Source organism: Xanthocytophaga agilis (genome assembly GCF_030068605.1).
GTDB classification, from domain to species: domain Bacteria; phylum Bacteroidota; class Bacteroidia; order Cytophagales; family 172606-1; genus Xanthocytophaga; species Xanthocytophaga agilis.
Map to the genome: position 1 here is coordinate 17,740 of NZ_JASJOU010000016.1, position 15,591 is coordinate 33,330.

General features: G+C 40.1%; 12 protein-coding genes. 7 read left to right on the plus strand and 5 right to left on the minus strand.

Annotated elements, in window-relative coordinates; translation table 11 throughout:
• Nucleotides 1-139: 139 nt before the first annotated feature.
• The 3 genes from QNI22_RS32085 (at nt 140) to QNI22_RS32095 (ending at nt 2,718) form a co-directional block, all read left to right on the plus strand.
• The gene (locus tag QNI22_RS32085; RefSeq protein ID WP_313983772.1) at nt 140-583 is read left to right on the plus strand and encodes an RpiB/LacA/LacB family sugar-phosphate isomerase; all 444 of its coding nucleotides are present in this window, start codon (nt 140-142) and stop codon (nt 581-583) included.
• A gap of 241 nt (nt 584-824) precedes the next feature.
• A complete protein-coding gene (gene gndA, locus QNI22_RS32090) occupies nt 825-2,228 on the plus strand; it encodes an NADP-dependent phosphogluconate dehydrogenase (protein ID WP_314001975.1) in 1,404 nt (467 codons plus the stop codon).
• 97 nt (nt 2,229-2,325) lie between these two features.
• Nucleotides 2,326-2,718, plus strand: coding sequence for a hypothetical protein (locus tag QNI22_RS32095; protein ID WP_314517360.1), 393 nt, complete (start codon nt 2,326-2,328; stop codon nt 2,716-2,718).
• Between the two features lie 307 nt (nt 2,719-3,025).
• Here the strand turns inward: QNI22_RS32095 and QNI22_RS32100 are convergent, their stop codons facing one another.
• The 5 genes from QNI22_RS32100 to QNI22_RS32120 all read right to left on the minus strand — a co-directional run bounded on the left by QNI22_RS32100 (nt 3,026) and on the right by QNI22_RS32120 (nt 11,229).
• Nucleotides 3,026-5,479, minus strand: coding sequence for a TonB-dependent receptor domain-containing protein (locus QNI22_RS32100; protein WP_314517361.1), 2,454 nt, complete (start codon nt 5,477-5,479; stop codon nt 3,026-3,028).
• A gap of 63 nt (nt 5,480-5,542) precedes the next feature.
• Complete coding sequence (locus QNI22_RS32105) at nt 5,543-6,964, minus strand: HTTM domain-containing protein (RefSeq protein ID WP_314517362.1); 1,422 nt, start codon at nt 6,962-6,964, stop codon at nt 5,543-5,545.
• A 381-nt stretch (nt 6,965-7,345) separates the two neighbouring features.
• Nucleotides 7,346-8,452, minus strand: coding sequence for an imelysin family protein (locus tag QNI22_RS32110; protein ID WP_314517364.1), 1,107 nt, complete (start codon nt 8,450-8,452; stop codon nt 7,346-7,348).
• Nucleotides 8,453-8,486: 34 nt separating this feature from the next.
• The gene (locus QNI22_RS32115) at nt 8,487-9,920 is read right to left on the minus strand and encodes a di-heme oxidoreductase family protein (protein WP_314517366.1); all 1,434 of its coding nucleotides are present in this window, start codon (nt 9,918-9,920) and stop codon (nt 8,487-8,489) included.
• Nucleotides 9,921-10,059: 139 nt separating this feature from the next.
• A complete protein-coding gene (locus QNI22_RS32120; protein ID WP_314517368.1) occupies nt 10,060-11,229 on the minus strand; it encodes an imelysin family protein in 1,170 nt (389 codons plus the stop codon).
• 266 nt (nt 11,230-11,495) lie between these two features.
• On the opposite strand from QNI22_RS32120, the gene QNI22_RS32125 reads away from it, so the two are divergent.
• From QNI22_RS32125 to QNI22_RS32140, 4 genes are all read left to right on the plus strand, one after another.
• A complete protein-coding gene (locus tag QNI22_RS32125) occupies nt 11,496-12,314 on the plus strand; it encodes a metallophosphoesterase family protein (protein ID WP_314517371.1) in 819 nt (272 codons plus the stop codon).
• A 185-nt stretch (nt 12,315-12,499) separates the two neighbouring features.
• Nucleotides 12,500-13,261 carry a porin family protein gene (locus tag QNI22_RS32130; RefSeq protein WP_314517374.1) on the plus strand — a complete coding sequence of 254 codons (762 nt, stop codon included), beginning with the start codon at nt 12,500-12,502 and terminating at the stop codon, nt 13,259-13,261.
• Between the two features lie 77 nt (nt 13,262-13,338).
• Complete coding sequence (locus QNI22_RS32135) at nt 13,339-14,064, plus strand: hypothetical protein (protein ID WP_314517375.1); 726 nt, start codon at nt 13,339-13,341, stop codon at nt 14,062-14,064.
• A 376-nt stretch (nt 14,065-14,440) separates the two neighbouring features.
• Nucleotides 14,441-15,511 carry a hypothetical protein gene (locus QNI22_RS32140; protein WP_314517376.1) on the plus strand — a complete coding sequence of 357 codons (1,071 nt, stop codon included), beginning with the start codon at nt 14,441-14,443 and terminating at the stop codon, nt 15,509-15,511.
• The last annotated feature ends 80 nt before the right edge of the window (nt 15,512-15,591 follow it).

The window sequence follows — 15,591 nt, forward strand, 5'->3', positions numbered from 1 at the left end:
GCGTTTTAGTACAGATGTTGTGGGTTGTTACTGCCTTTAAAACACACCATTATATAGTTTAATTGTGCAGCTAAGGTAACAAACATGTTTTTTATTGCACCTATATATCTAAAGTTTTTATCTGTAAAGTTTTTGTAAAATGAAAATAGGAATCGCTGCCGATCACGGTGGATTTGAACTAAAAGAGAAATTGAAGGCAAAAATCCAGTCTCTTGGATACGAAGTCACTGACTTTGGCGCTACAAAGTACGATGCTGCCGATGACTATCCTGATTTTACTGTTCCACTGGCTCAGGCCGTAGCGGCAAAACAGGTTGACAAGGGTGTGGTATTATGTGGTAGTGGCGTAGGTGCCTGCTTTACCGCCAATAAGGTCAAAGGAATACGCGCTGCACTGATTACCGAAACATATTCAGCCCATCAGGGAGTAGAACATGATGATATGAATATGATCTGTATTGGAGGAAGGGTAGTTGGAGAAAATCTTGCCTGGGAAATTACAGAGGCTTTTTTGAAAGCAACCTATTCAGGAGAAGAGCGTCATGAACGCCGACTGAATAAGGTCAAGCAACTGGAAAAATAATTTGAGGTTTCTGCCTGTCGTTGGTGTTATCACCAACGAGTTGCTTTCCTTCATGCAGGTTGGTGATAACACCAACCTGGGGATTGAAATGATTTTCGGTTTGACTCTACCTTATCTTTTTGCACTTAACCAAAAGAATATTTATTAATAGGTAAAGTTGAATCAAAGGAGGCAATAAACCGTTCATATGTTTTCTAATTACACTGTTTTATTTTTTCATCCATAATTATTCAATTAAGATATGTCACAGCAGTATGACTTCGGAATGGTAGGGTTAGGCGTGATGGGTAGAAACTTTATTTTAAACGTTGCCGATCATGGATTTTCAGCCATTGGCTTGGATACTGATACAGCCAAATCAACCGCCCTGCATCAGGAAGGTTCCGGCAAACCTGTAAAAGGAACTACCTCCAAACAGGAATTTGTATCATCCCTGAAAAGTCCGAGAACAATTATGCTGCTGGTACCTGCAGGTGGCCCTGTAGATGCAGTAATTGAAGACCTGCTTCCGTTACTGGATAAAGGCGATCTGCTCATTGATGGAGGTAACTCGTTTTATACAGATACCAACCGCCGTGAAAAATACCTGAGTGAAAAAGGAATTCATTTTATGGGTATTGGTGTTTCTGGCGGATCTAAAGGTGCTCGTTTCGGTCCAAGTATCATGCCGGGTGGCCCTAAAGATGCGTATGGTATTGTGCAACCTATTCTGGAAGCCGTATCTGCAAAAGTAAACGGAGATCCTTGTGTAGCCTATCTGGGTTCTGGCTCGGCTGGTAACTATGTAAAGATGGTACACAACGGGATTGAGTATGGTCTGATGCAGTTGATCTCTGAAACCTACGATCTGATGAAACGGGGTCTGGGACTTACCAACGAAGAATTACACGAAGTATATGCTCGCTGGAATACCCAACGCCTGCAGTCTTTCCTGATCGAAATTACAGCATCCATCTTTACTACAGATGATACGCTGGCATCTGGCAAACTGGTAGATGCGATTCTGGATCGCGCCAAACAAAAAGGTACTGGAAAATGGACGTCTCAGAATGCGATGGATCTGGGCACTCCTGTACCTACTATCGATATGGCAGTAACCATGCGCGAGTTGTCAGCTCTGAAAGAAGAACGGGTACAGGCAGAAAAACTATATGGTACTACCTCTGCTATCAGTGGCGACAAAAAAGCAATTGTAGATCAGATTGAACAAGCTCTTTACTTTGCCTATATTATTACCTATGCACAAGGGCTAGCTCAATTGACTACTGCCTCTGAAGAATACAAATATGGTCTGGAACTGGAAACAGTAGCCCGTATCTGGCGTGGTGGTTGTATCATCCGGGCTGGATTACTGGAACATATCCGTCAGGCATACAGCAAAACGCCTGATCTGGCTAACCTGTTACTGGATGAAACAACAGCGAAAGAAGTAAATGCTGTTCAGGCTGCTACCCGCCAGGTAGTTAGTTATGGTGTTACCAGTGGCATCCCGGTTCCTGCACTGGCAGCTTGTTTGTCATACTTCGACGCGTATCGTAGTGGACGTCTGCCATCTAACCTGATTCAGGCGCAACGTGACTTCTTTGGCTCACATACGTACGAACGTCTCGACAGAGAAGGCATTTTCCATACTGAGTGGGAATAAGCTATTAATCCTATAAATAAGTGAATAAAAATCCTCGAAAGAGCACAATGCTTTTTTCGAGGATTTTTATTTAGTAGTCTCTACCAATGTAAAAACTATGTGGTCGGATCGATATTATTATTTGAATATTTACTATGATAAGCAATTAAGTGCTGAAGTAAGTACTGCTCGCCTTATAACTTTTCTGCAATCCATACCACAGCTAATGCAGTATGGAGAATTTGAATTCAGAAATATAGAATCATTTCCATTTACCATAATTTTCCTAGTACGAGCCCAATCTCCTACCAGTTGGTCAGATAGGGATACGGATATCAATAAAACAAACCTGATAAATATTGTTTGCACCAAAGGCAAGAAGGAAGATTTTAAGAAAATAATGGATGTACTCATTCCCATTGCATCTTTTGTCAACTGGCAATTGGTTGACGAGTTAACAGATGATGAAATTGAAGATTTTGTATTATGGTCCCCACCAGAAAAACTCTAACGACTTTTTTAAATTATTCGAATTCTGTTCAACGTTCCAACGGAAGACAGATAAAAAAGTTTGCAGACTAAAATAGAAAATGACCAGTATTCTGATCATTTCTGCTTTTGACCGGAATACCGATCACTTTACAGAAATATTCGAATAATGGTCAATTTTTATTTTGACCTGAACTCTGTTCACTTTTGAGCTTGATCGGAGTTTAGGTCAAAATTCTGTTTGACTGGAGTTCCGGTTACTCTTACCAGCAACCGGAACTCCAGTCGATTTTTTAAACTTTCAGTATTTCGATACTCTTGAGCGATAATCAGAATCGGGCCTGTACGGTCAGATAGAAGCTTCGCCCATCAGCAGGGATAATACCGGGTCCGGGATAACTATCTGCCCGACGGGTAAAATAAGCATGATTGGTCAGGTTATTTACACTACCTTCAAACACCAAAAACTTATATCGATAGGATAAGGACAAGTCCATCACATAATAGCTATAAATAGGAGCAAGTGTAGCTGTTGCCTCCCGGTTGCTATCACTGTTGGCAGCATCCGAATACTGTAGACTCGTGTAAGATGCCTGATAGATTGCCTTCCAGTTTTTCCAGCCAAAAGTAATTCCTCCCCGTCCAATTAGCTGAGGAGCAAAAGCGACAAAATTATTTTTTTTAACTTCAGTAGAAATCTCTCGTTCTACTTCATCTCTGATCGTTACATATCGTGCATCAGCCAGAGTCATAGCGCCGAATACTGTCAATCGTTTATCTATACTGGAAGAACTCAGAAACCTCCACAAATTTACCTCAGCAAATACCTCCGCCCCAATATGCCGTGATGTACCTATGTTTGTCCGAAAACGTCTCTGAATTAAAAGTGTGCTATCCCATTGTGGCACCAGATCTATCCGGTTATTATATCGCATGTAAAACAGACTTACATCATAAGTAAACCAGTCTTCATGACTGCCCCGAATTCCTAAATCTATATTATATCCTCTCTCATCTTTAATGGTTGAGTCAACAACAATACTTGGGTTGTTTATACGAACATCTGCAAAAGTCACTGCACGATAGTTCTGAGAGAAGTTGGCATAATATTCTGTAAAGTTGTTTTTCTTATAACTTAACCCTATTCCCAACAACACAAAATTACGTGGCACTTTTCGGGTTTCGTCATTACGTTCTTCATAGACCAAATTACCCGCAGTATCAAACACTCTTCTTTTATAATATCCGGTATAGTTTGTACTGATGGATTCCCAACGAATGCCAGGTGTAATACTGAATTTATCTGTAATGGTAAAAATATTCTCTGCAAACAGAGCGACATTGGTATTATGGAAAGTATAGTCTGAGTTTTCCAGGTTATCCGGATTCAGAAAGTAAAAATCCGGTGTAGAAGCATTATTGGCATCCCCCTGCTGCTTCAGGTTATAACTTCTGTAAAACCTGGCTCCTACTAGTAAATGATTTTGTTGCCCACCAAGTCTATATTGATGCAACATACGCAACTCAGACCCCACATTTTTAAACTCATCGGCAATCAATGTACGGTTGGAAGAAGGATCATCATAGACATTAATACGTTCCAGATTACCAATAGCATCACGGCTGGACAGGTTGAGAAAGTTACGCCAGTTGAGTTGTGTCTGATCAGATAGTTTGTATTCTGCACTCAATGCAACCAGGTTCCAGTTTACCCGCATCCAGTTACGTGCCCGATTGGATTGGCGGGGATCTTCTTCAAATTCTGTATCTGTTAATCCTCCCGGCTGATGTGCCAAGTAGGTCATATACGTATACTCTGGTGTAATCTTTAACTTATCAGAGAGCTGTAGTGGTAAGGCAAGATAAGCCGTATGTTGTGTAAAATCGGCATTAGGCCGCCAGCCATCTCCTGCTTTGTACTGATAAAAACCATAATATCCCAGTTTTTTATAGGTACCCGAAATGCTGTTGAATGAGTTAAAAAACTTCCAGGAACCTACTGTCTGACGAGTAACAAACTCAAAAGGTTTGGCTGCGGGCTTTTTCATGACAAAATTTACCATCCCTCCAAACTGTGGTCCATATTGCAGGGAGGCAGCACCTCGTACTACCTCAATACGTTCCAGCGCTTCCATTGGAGGGGTATAATAACTTTCAGGATAGCCAATAGATTCAGCCGCAATATCATAGCCGTTTTGTCGGGTATTAAAATTAGCTGTTCGGTTCGGGTTAAGTCCTCGTGCTCCAATACTTAACTGGAGTCCGGCTCTATCCATTTCCCAGATATTCAGGCTAGGCACTCTGGCAAATATCTGACGAGGGTTGTTGGTTGCCAGGTTAGCTGTAATATCCTTCATGACTACCACCTCTGTCTTTTTTCCTTCATAAATCCCAAAGTTCTCTACAGCTTTCATTCTGGTAATGCCAAAAGTCCTTTCCCGTTCGGACTGTACGACCACTTCATCCAGTTCTTTATTTAGATCCCCTAATACAAAGTCAACTGTTAGCTCCGGAATTGAGACAACAATAGGTTTTTCAAGTAATTCCTTTCCATACGAAAAAGCAACAAGGGTATAGGAACCATATGGGATATCTTTCAGCACAAAAGCTCCGTCTGCAGATGTCCGGACATAGTATTTAGTTCCTTTCAAGGTTACCACAGCGTCTGCAACAGGCTTACTATCCGAGGTTTGTACCTGTCCCGAAAGTGTAGCAAGCTGAGCATAGACATTACAAAGAGACAAGATAAAACCGATCAGACAGAGAGGAAAACGTAAAGACATATAAACAAAGTAGATAATTCTGATACATAGAATTTAAATAACATTTATACCGAAGGATAGTTTTTATTGATCTGGTAAGATCCAGCTTTTGGCCCCCCAGCCATCCTGAATCTTTGTGAGATCTGTATGGGGATCAATTAATAACCGACTGGGCTTTCCATTGAGAGTTACATAGACTTCTGCTCTGACTTGTGGCTGTTTAAACCCCTTCTGCTCATATTGGCTAGCAAGAAAATGAGCAAACTGTAGTATAAAATCTGGCTGTGCAGACATCTGTCGCTCCTGAAACTCGTTTAGATAGTTTCGGTTCTGCACCTCTATTTCTCGTCCTGTTTGGATATCCTTTATATAGAAAGTAGCCACACCTGATTTTTCCATTAACATCACCCGCCAGGAAAAACGGAAACCCTCTTCTGTCCAGAACAAATTACCCGGATACAGCAGATACCGCCAGGGAAAGACAATCTGAAACAAGCAGAAAAGCACTACAGATACAAGGGTAACATATCTTTTCCTATCTGTTACAGATCCTAAAGTATCTATTGGCAGTGTAACAGTACTAGCAATAGACAAAAATTTCTGATGCCAGTTAGCAGAAAAGAAAATCAATGTAGCCCCTATCATCACCCAAGGGAATACTCCAATTGGAAATAAAATCCAGGTAAATACATGAAACACTATAACAAGCCCATATCCAACTACACGAGTCCTCTTGTTCAGCAATAAAAAAGGTATAGCACAATCATACAGCATACCTATCCAACTAAAAGCATAAGCAGTAATTTTCCATGTAAAAACAGGTCCAATCAGAGGCAATGTATCGTTTACAGGCAACCAAAGTTTCAGTGGCATTGCGTCAATCAACCAATCATAGTTAATTTTGGCTAAGCCTGCATACAAATACACGATAACCAGTTGAAACCTGAGAATACCGACTGTCCAGGCTGGTACAAGAGGCATCCCCGAAAGTTTTGCTTTTCTGTTTGATAACCAGTGATCAATTGAAAAATAGTGATTGGCAGGCAACCAAATCAGCAAAAAACAAACCAGGCTGACAAAGTAATAATGATTAAGATAATAGGTGAGATCTATGAGTTCTGTATAGACAAACGTCAGAAAGAGCATCACTGCGGATAAACGATAATAAAAGCCTAGCATCACTCCTATGGCACTTATCACCATCAACACATGAATTACATACAAAACTGGAGCGGAAAAAACGGGTATCCATCCAAATCCATAATAGGTGAAATGGAAAACAGGTTGACTATAATGTGTATCTATCCAGCCCATCCATATAAATCGAATGGTACTAAAAGCCAGCAGTGCGCCAAATACAATCCGAAAGGTGATCAGTGGTGCAGGTGATACAGGCTTAAAGCATGCCTCCGTCAGGGCACCAATCCAAGTCTTTCGTAGTGTTATTTGATTCGTTCTATCCTCAAGCAGTTCCATCTTTCTACAAAACACGAAAACGTGAGTCATCCCAAATATTGGAGTATATTTATTTTACAAACCAGAGCCTATGTTTTTGAGAAAAGTTTAGGTCCTAGTTTTGTTTCGGCAAGTCTTTCTTCCTTATTTTTTCTCAACTTCCTAATCATCCCTCTTCTCTAGGCTTCTTCATTTTTTGCTTGCCCAAAAAACGAAGCAAAAAAGGGCACTTTCTGCCGAACCTCCAGCCCGCAAAGCCAGGGGCTTTCCTCGCGGCAGAAAGAAAGCCAACGCACCTGTACGACCTACCACGATTAAAGGAATCTTTACTCTGTTTGTAATACCTTTATTTAATTCTTGATGTATTTCATCCAAATTTTTTCCTCAAAGTTTGGGGATGAATCATATTTTGTGAAGAAGATTTACAGGTCATTAATCACCATCGCCACTGGTGAATGTAATAGAGATCCCTAATAACACAGCCATTTCAGATTTGATGTGTGCTACATTTTTCTGGAGTTCAGTATACAAAGTCTCTATCGGAGCTGGGTTTGTTTTAATCTGGGATGCCAGTGTTGCATTCGTAGAAACGGCAGTCAGCGCATTGTTAATCGCTGTAAACTGACTTTCAATTGTTGTATTCAAAGCGTTACCTCCATCCACACTGGTCAGATATTCTTTAAAGCCAATAATATCTGTTCCGTTTTTGGTTCTTCCCTGCCAGATATTCTCCATAGCCTTCAGGTGGTGTTTGATCATTTCCAGCGATTTGCCACTGTAATACGCTTCTACCTTTTCAGGATAAGCCTTATCCACCATTTTGCCTAAGGGCAAACCCACTTTTCCATTTTTAATGGTTTCATAGCTTTGTACAAAGTTATTGTACAGAGCAGACATGCTGCTACCAACCTTAATTCCATCATTCGTTACAAAAGTAGTTTTATAATTACCTGCCCAGGCTGTAACAACTCCATCTATCTGGCTTTTCAGGTTTGTAATCACTGCCTGCAGGTAATTACCTCTGGAAGTAGAATTCTGGTATTGTGTTACAATAGAGGTATTGTCATTTTGCAGATTAAAGATCAGGTATTCCACTGTCAGAAAACCACGTGTATCCCGGGTCACATCTGTCATACTGGTATTTCCAGCCGATATTTTACTTTCAACGGAGGAAGTATTTATAGGAAAAATGCCAATCTCCTCTGACAATTTCCGACGTGTACCTTCTTCATCTGCAGGGCCTATGTTATAGGCATTGGCATATTGCCAGGAAATAAAGGCCGTTTCCCATGCCTGCTGCAAAGTGGTCAGATTATCAGTGGTTGGTGTGGTTACAAACGTTGTAGCAGCTGTCTGCAATGCATTCGTTTTGGTTTGCAGATCGGTAAAGGCAGGAACAATCAGGCTGTCTGCATAGACCTGTAACATAGTCTTACGATCAAATGAATCGGAAGAACTTTTTTCAGAATCACAGGCAATAAAACCTGTTACACCAACAGACACAACAATCAGATTCAGGAGTATTTTATGTATTTTCATATCAAAAGCGGTAGTGATCAATACTATAGTTGATTTATAAACTTTCCAGAAACTTAATCAGACTGACCCGGTCTGTAGCAGATAGTTTTTTAAAGTCAGTAGCAGACTTTTCTGCTTCACCACCATGCCAGAGTACAGCTTCTTCCAGGCTAAAGGCTCTGCCATCATGCAGAAAGTTGGTATGTTTATTTACCGTTTTCACCATACCAATGCCCCACAGCGGAGGAGTACGCCATTCCTGTCCATTAGCCAGAAAGTCAGGTCGATTATCAGCCAGCCCCTCACCCATATCATGCAGGAGCATATCAGTATAAGGCCGTATAGTCTGGTTATTCAGCACAGACACTGTATGTGTCCCGGCAGTCTGCATTTTGGGGATATGGCATCCCGAACAGTTGAGTTGTGAAAACAGATACTTACCTCTTAATATATCTTTATCTGTCCAGTCACGACGCACAGGTACTGATAAAGTCTGCACATAAAAGATAATTTTATTAAGCTGTTCATCAGAGATCTCAGGAGATCCTCCATTGGGAAGGGAACTGTAGAGTTCATTTTCTGATTCACTCAGTCCACTGGCAGGAAAAACAGAACTGGTAATTCCCATATCACCCTGTAAGGCTCCTGCAGTTTGCTGTTTAATGGTTGCCACATTGGCTTTCCAGCCAAACCGGCCTAAGGAAGTTTTGTTGTTGACTACATCCCATACATAATTAGGACGTCCGGAGATACCATCCTTATTTTTATCTGTTTCATCGGCAAAGGACAGGATTGTCTGCTCTGCCACCGCCTCCAGCAAACCCAAACCGGGTATTTGCTGTGCAATACGGGGAGAAACCATCAAACCTGCATGAAAACTTCCAAAATTGGGATTATACAATTCGTATACAGGCTTTTGCAGTGTATAGATAGTTCCATCCTCATATTGTCCGCTGACAGGTTGGTAAGTAACCCGGACACTACTTTCAGGTGTTACACCTAAAATAGCTTTATCCTGTAATTGTTCACCATAAACCGGATCATGAACAGGCTCACCATGCACGCCTGTGCCAGGAATACTCAGACGAAATAAGAGTCCATTTAACGTAGCTGTTTCAGTAGCGGGGGGTTTGGCTCTGCCATCTTTGAAATGACATCCACCACAGGAGGACTGGTTCATCAGTGGCCCTAGGCCATCTAAAGAGGTAACAGAAGAAGGGGCTGTCACCCAGTTGGATTGAAATAAGGAATTACCCACTACAAATAATACACCTTCATCAAAGGTGATGTTATTTGCCTGCTTACCAAACGCATTATCAGATAAATCATTGGATGTTAAATTATCACCTCCTGAATACTGTTCCTTGTCTTCTGCAGAAGCTCGCTGAATATCAGCTTCAGTCGATTTACAGGCACTCACACATAACATACTACCAGCAAGCATCCCTAGAATGAGCTGATAGCTTTTCACACAAAACGGGGTTCGCATTTTTTGATACTATCTATTGTATCCGGAAAGCATTTTCTGAATATGTGACGCAGAAAATACCTTGAATTCTTATATATTTCTACTACAAAACCCCCGTACTCAGTGCACGGGGGTTACTGTTCATGCAATTATTCCATTATTAATTTATACCTAAGGCAAATGCTCCATCCAGTAGTTCTTCGCTTAATGTTTTTAAGCTGGCTGCTGCTGCTTGAATTTTATCTACATTATTGATGATGGCCTGATCAAAAGGCGCTGGAATAGCAAGTATTTTGGTTTCTGTAGCTGTGAAAGTAGCATCTAATGCTGACGCACGTTCTTTATCTTGTTTGGCAAGAACTTCTGCAATACTGCGGCCTTGCACTACTGTACCATCTACCCGTGTATAGGTACCATAGTACACATTTTTCACTCCTTTGAAATTCATCTGAATATCAATATGCGTATTATCACTGAAACACGAATGCTCATGCTCCTGACGTTTGGTTGGATCTTCTTCAGAAATAGCAACCAGCATACGCTCTCCAGCAAGTTCATCATTACTTAGTTCACTAAGACCTGTAAAAACGTCAGACAGCGCCGTCTTTACAGTCATCTGAGACGTAAATGTTTTGCGATAGGCACCATCTTCAGCCCACAGGTCTTTTACATACGCCAGATCTTCAACCAGCAGTTCAGCAATTACTTTCAGGTATTGTCCACGACGCGCCTGATTTTTAGCAGTACCACCTGTTACATAATCTGTATAGGGTCTGTCACCTGGGCCATTGGCATTAAAATCTTGTCCCCATAGCAAAAATTCAATAGCATGGTAACCAGTCGCAACATTTACTTCGCTTTGCTCATCTGTATCTCCTCCAGCCTGATTCAGTGAGTCAAGCTTTGCCTTCGTAATCTCAATTTTGATGTTATTGATAATACCAGCATCTGGCATATCTTTTACATAGTCAATATATACTTCATCAAGAGGCCAAGAGTTAATCAATCCTTCAGGTCCGTTTGCATCATCGATAGGACCACCGTAAAAACGGTAAGCTTCTGTTTGCCCATATGGAATACGAGCAGCTTTCCATGCAGCTTTGCATTCTTCCAAACCTGCCGCAGAAGGAGCAGCTACAAAGGCATTGATCTTTTGCTGGAGAGTTACGGCTGTGTTGTAGCTATCTTCATAGGAAGCGTACACAATAGCAGCATAATTTGAAACAACTTCTTTTTCAAGAGATTCTGTAGATGGTTCATCATCCTTTTTGCAGGAAAACGCTAAAAGAGTACAAACCACGATCAAACATCGGGTGGTAAACTTGGTCATACGTATGGTGTTTTATTTAGAGTATTTCTAAAGAAGCAAAAGTATAGTAGCTCACAGTGAAATACAATTTTTATTTAGATTTTCTCTAAATAATCTTAACGCCTATAAATAATCCATACACTTTTGAGATTCAATCCAAAGTTCAGTTTTGCAATCTTATATGTAATCATTATGCAAATGTTATTTTTTACCAGAAAAGCAGTAGAGTCTAGTCTTTTTCTACCTGGCTGTCTACCTTTGTTTCTCTTTGTGCCTAGCAACACTTTATGAAACGTCGCACCTTCCTTCAGACTTCCTTCCTTGGTCTTTCCATTTCATGGTCTAAGCCTTTTAGATTTTCATTGGAAAAAGATAATCAGCCTGTATTTCGGTTTGCAGTAGCTTCGGATGGGCATTATGGTCAACCAGATACGAATTATGAAACAGATTTTTCGAATCTGAACAAGTGGTTAAAAGGAGAAAAAACGAAAAAGGGGCTGGATCTTATTTTTATCAATGGAGATCTGTTTCATGATGATCCTGTATTTATTCCAAAAGTAAAATCATCCTTTAATCAGTTGCCTGTACCCTATTATGTCACCCGGGGCAATCATGACAGAGTAAGTGAAGACATCTGGAAACAAACCTGGGGGTACGTTCCCAATCATGACTTTGTAGTAGGCGATTATGCATTTGTACTAGCTGATACCTCAAACGAAAAAGGAGAATATCTCTGTGCAGATGCAGCTTGGCTGGAAAAAACGTTACAGAAACATGCAGCTAAAAAATGGATCTTTGTATTCATGCACATTCCTCCCAATAAAAAGTGGACAGACAGCGGTGTTGACTGCGCTCCTGTACAGGAAATTCTGGAAAAAACGCCAAACCTGGCAGCTGTTTTTCATGGACATGACCATGAAATTGATGATCACAAGGTAAATGGAGGCAAACACTTTTTCTTTGACGGACATTTTGGGGGAAACTGGGGCACTATGTATAAAGGGTACCGCATTGTAGAAATCTATAAAGATGGCAGTTGGTCTTCCTACCAGTGCAATCCGACCTTATCCCCTATTATCAATACGTTTCGGGTTAAGGCTAATTAAAGGAGTGAGGAAAGATACTGATTCAACCATCCGTTGGGCCCTGAATTAATAGTATTAGACATTAATTTCTATTTCTGCATTAGCGTTTTACTATTTCTACAAAATATTCTGCACTACCAAGGCTTATATGAGTATCAAGGCATGCATTTTGCCCTGATACCTTTAACTTTTTACCCCATAATCACATGAAAGCCAAGGTATTATTTTTTGTACTTCTGCTACTACCCACTTTCTGGTCAATCAGTTATGGCCAGTTCTTTGCAGATCTTGAAACAGGTATTGTATTCTCTAGTCCCTACAATCAGGTAAGGGCACCCGGAAAGACAGGTACTCAGGTTGATCTCTCCAAAGATTTGCAACAACAAAAAGCATGGTTTTATAGGGTACGGCTTGGTTATACCCTCGGTAAACGGCACAAAATCTCTCTTCTGGCGGCTCCGCTATCTGTAAAATCGGATGGAACGCTGGACAAAAATGTCTCCTACAATGGAGAGCTTTATCAACAGGGTAAATCCACAGAAGGTACATTTATATTTGATACCTATCGGTTTACATACTCATACGATATTATCCATGAAAACCGGTTTCGATTAGGAGTAGGTGCAACGGCTCTTCTACGAAATGCATCTGTCAGATTACAAAATCCAACAACCAATACGGCATATGATAATCGAGGTATAGTGCCACTGCTTCACTATGATCTCTGGTGGAATCCTACTCGTAGATTACTGATTTTATCAGAGGCCGACGGAAGTTATGCCAATGCGGGACAAGCATTTGATGTATTTGCCGGCATTGGCTATCGCTTTACCCCTATTGTTTCCGCCAAAGCTGGCTATAGGGTTATTCAGGGTGGAACCCGTGGAGATAATGTCTATATATCGTCCTGGCTGGACTTTGCGTCAGTTGGCCTCACCATTGACTGGAGACAGAAAGAAGACAAATAAAAAAGAAGGTTCTGTAATGCGAGTATTTTTGCATTAATTATTGTCAAATTTACCCGTATTTTTCTATACCCTCTGTTATGGACTATCCATTCTATGTTTTTGGCTCTCAAAGTTCAGTAGACTATGATGTGGTTGTTTTTGCCAATCGATTAGGAACTACTAAAGAAAACCAGGACTTCTGTAACCAGCAGGCCCAACATCTTGAGATTTTTTTTAATACCAGAAACCTGCCTTTCAAGAAGATAAACACCAATATAGCTATTCTCGAAAACGGAATCATTACTGCTGTTCACAAAGGCACTCCTGATGAACTGAATAATTCTGTATTATATACCTATTCTCTGCATAAACAGTTTTATCCCTTATCAATTACACGGGCGGTAGAACGCAACTGGCAACTAAAAATGCTTCGCGCCTGTCGTACCATTCTTTCTTTTTATACACGAACTGCTATTCGTTCAGATATAAAACTGGCATTACAAGGTGATCTGGATGTGAAGTTACCTGTATTGGAAAACCTGGACCTGACACAATGGACAGAATTTCACAAAAACGATCCTCAGGATTGCTGGAAAACCATAGCCTTCCAGTTAGGGCAAGCCTTGGGACTTCTTGACAAAAAAGAATTATATACTAAGGAAGATATTATCCGATATCTTCCAGAACTCTCGGTTTTTCTATACAGACAAACTACCCAAGCAGATCTTCTCATCTTGCAAAATTTCAAACAGTTGTTTATCAGACAATTAAGAAAGGTAAGACCCTTATTCATTCAATTAACAGAAATTTCTGACGATTTATAGCTTATAACTATATAAATTCAATATCCACATGTCTTTTTTATGTATAATCACCATAAGGCAACTTATGTAATATTCATACTGTCTTTGTTTACTTATACATACTTACCCTGTAAAGACAAAATATATTAGTACTACAACGTCTAGAAATTACCTTATTTTCATATATTTATTAGTGTTATCTATAACATTTTTCCTATACAATAACTTGTAAGGATGTATTCTTATTTGTAAGATAATCCCTATGAATCTCTAAAATTCGTCTCTATATCTAACCTCCACAGACTGGCCTCCCACCACAAGTAACACATAAAATGAGTATAAATTACATTATTTACATCATAATCGTTTATTCTCACTCAAAAAAACTGTGCATTTTATGAAAAAGACATTTACAAAACTGGCCGTTTTGTTATTTATCTCAGCATCAGTATACGCGCAGAAAGTTGACTTGGACAGAGCATCTTTCTCCTATACGTATAGAGACCTGCCAACCAATCCGTTGGATCAGACCTATAAAACCTACTCATCAGTAATCATTGCTACTTCATCTGTAAAGGCTAACTATTCTGATGATCAGTTTAAAAGTGGTATAGCTATTGAAGGCTGGAGAAGAGTAGAGAATAATGCCCACGTAATTATCACTGCCAACATTGATGATGTGATCATTGACGCTTCAGAAGTGAAAGAACGAGTGGACATAAGCAAAGACAAAAACGGCAAAGAAACCGGAAGAAAATATTACTACTGGCTGGAAATGCAATACTCTTTCGCAGCCAATGCCAAAGTAGCTGATCTAAAAGGAAATGTAATAGATCAGAAGATAACATTGGCAGATCGGACATCAAAAAACTCCTTTAAAAGTGATGAATTTGGTAGTTATGAAGGTGCAGCCAACTACTTCAATAACAACAAAACGAGCTTAAAATCACGATTTATCCGTGAACAAACCAATGCTGCTCTGGCAAATCTTAGCAGATACCTTGGAGACAGATATGGGTATGTTGTACGCAAAGGCACAGATATCCTTTGGATTCAGGATTCTAAAAAGCATCCTGAATACCAGACATATCAGGATAATTTTAAGGCATTCAAAGATGCAATGTCAGAAATGAAGTCTGATGAACCGGTTGGCGCTATCAAAGAAAAGCTGAAAGGCTTTATCAGTTATCTGGAAGAAATTCCAACCAAATATGCAGCAGATGAAAAAGCAGATAAAAAACTTCGTTATGCAAGTTATTACAATCTGGCACAAATCTACCTGTACCTGGATGATCCTACTCAGACGATGGCCTATGCAGAAAAGCTGATCACAAATGATTATGATGCCAAAGATGGTAAAACATTGTTAAAAGCAGCTCAGGATTTGCAAGCTCTGTTCGAGAAAAACAAATCCAACAGTCGTCACTTTACTCCTGAATCTTCTATTGCCCAAATATCTGAAAATTAAATCTTTTCAGCTTCTACATAAAACAATACCCCCTTTCCAAAGAAGGGGGTATTGTTTTATAACCATTAATCAAAATAAAC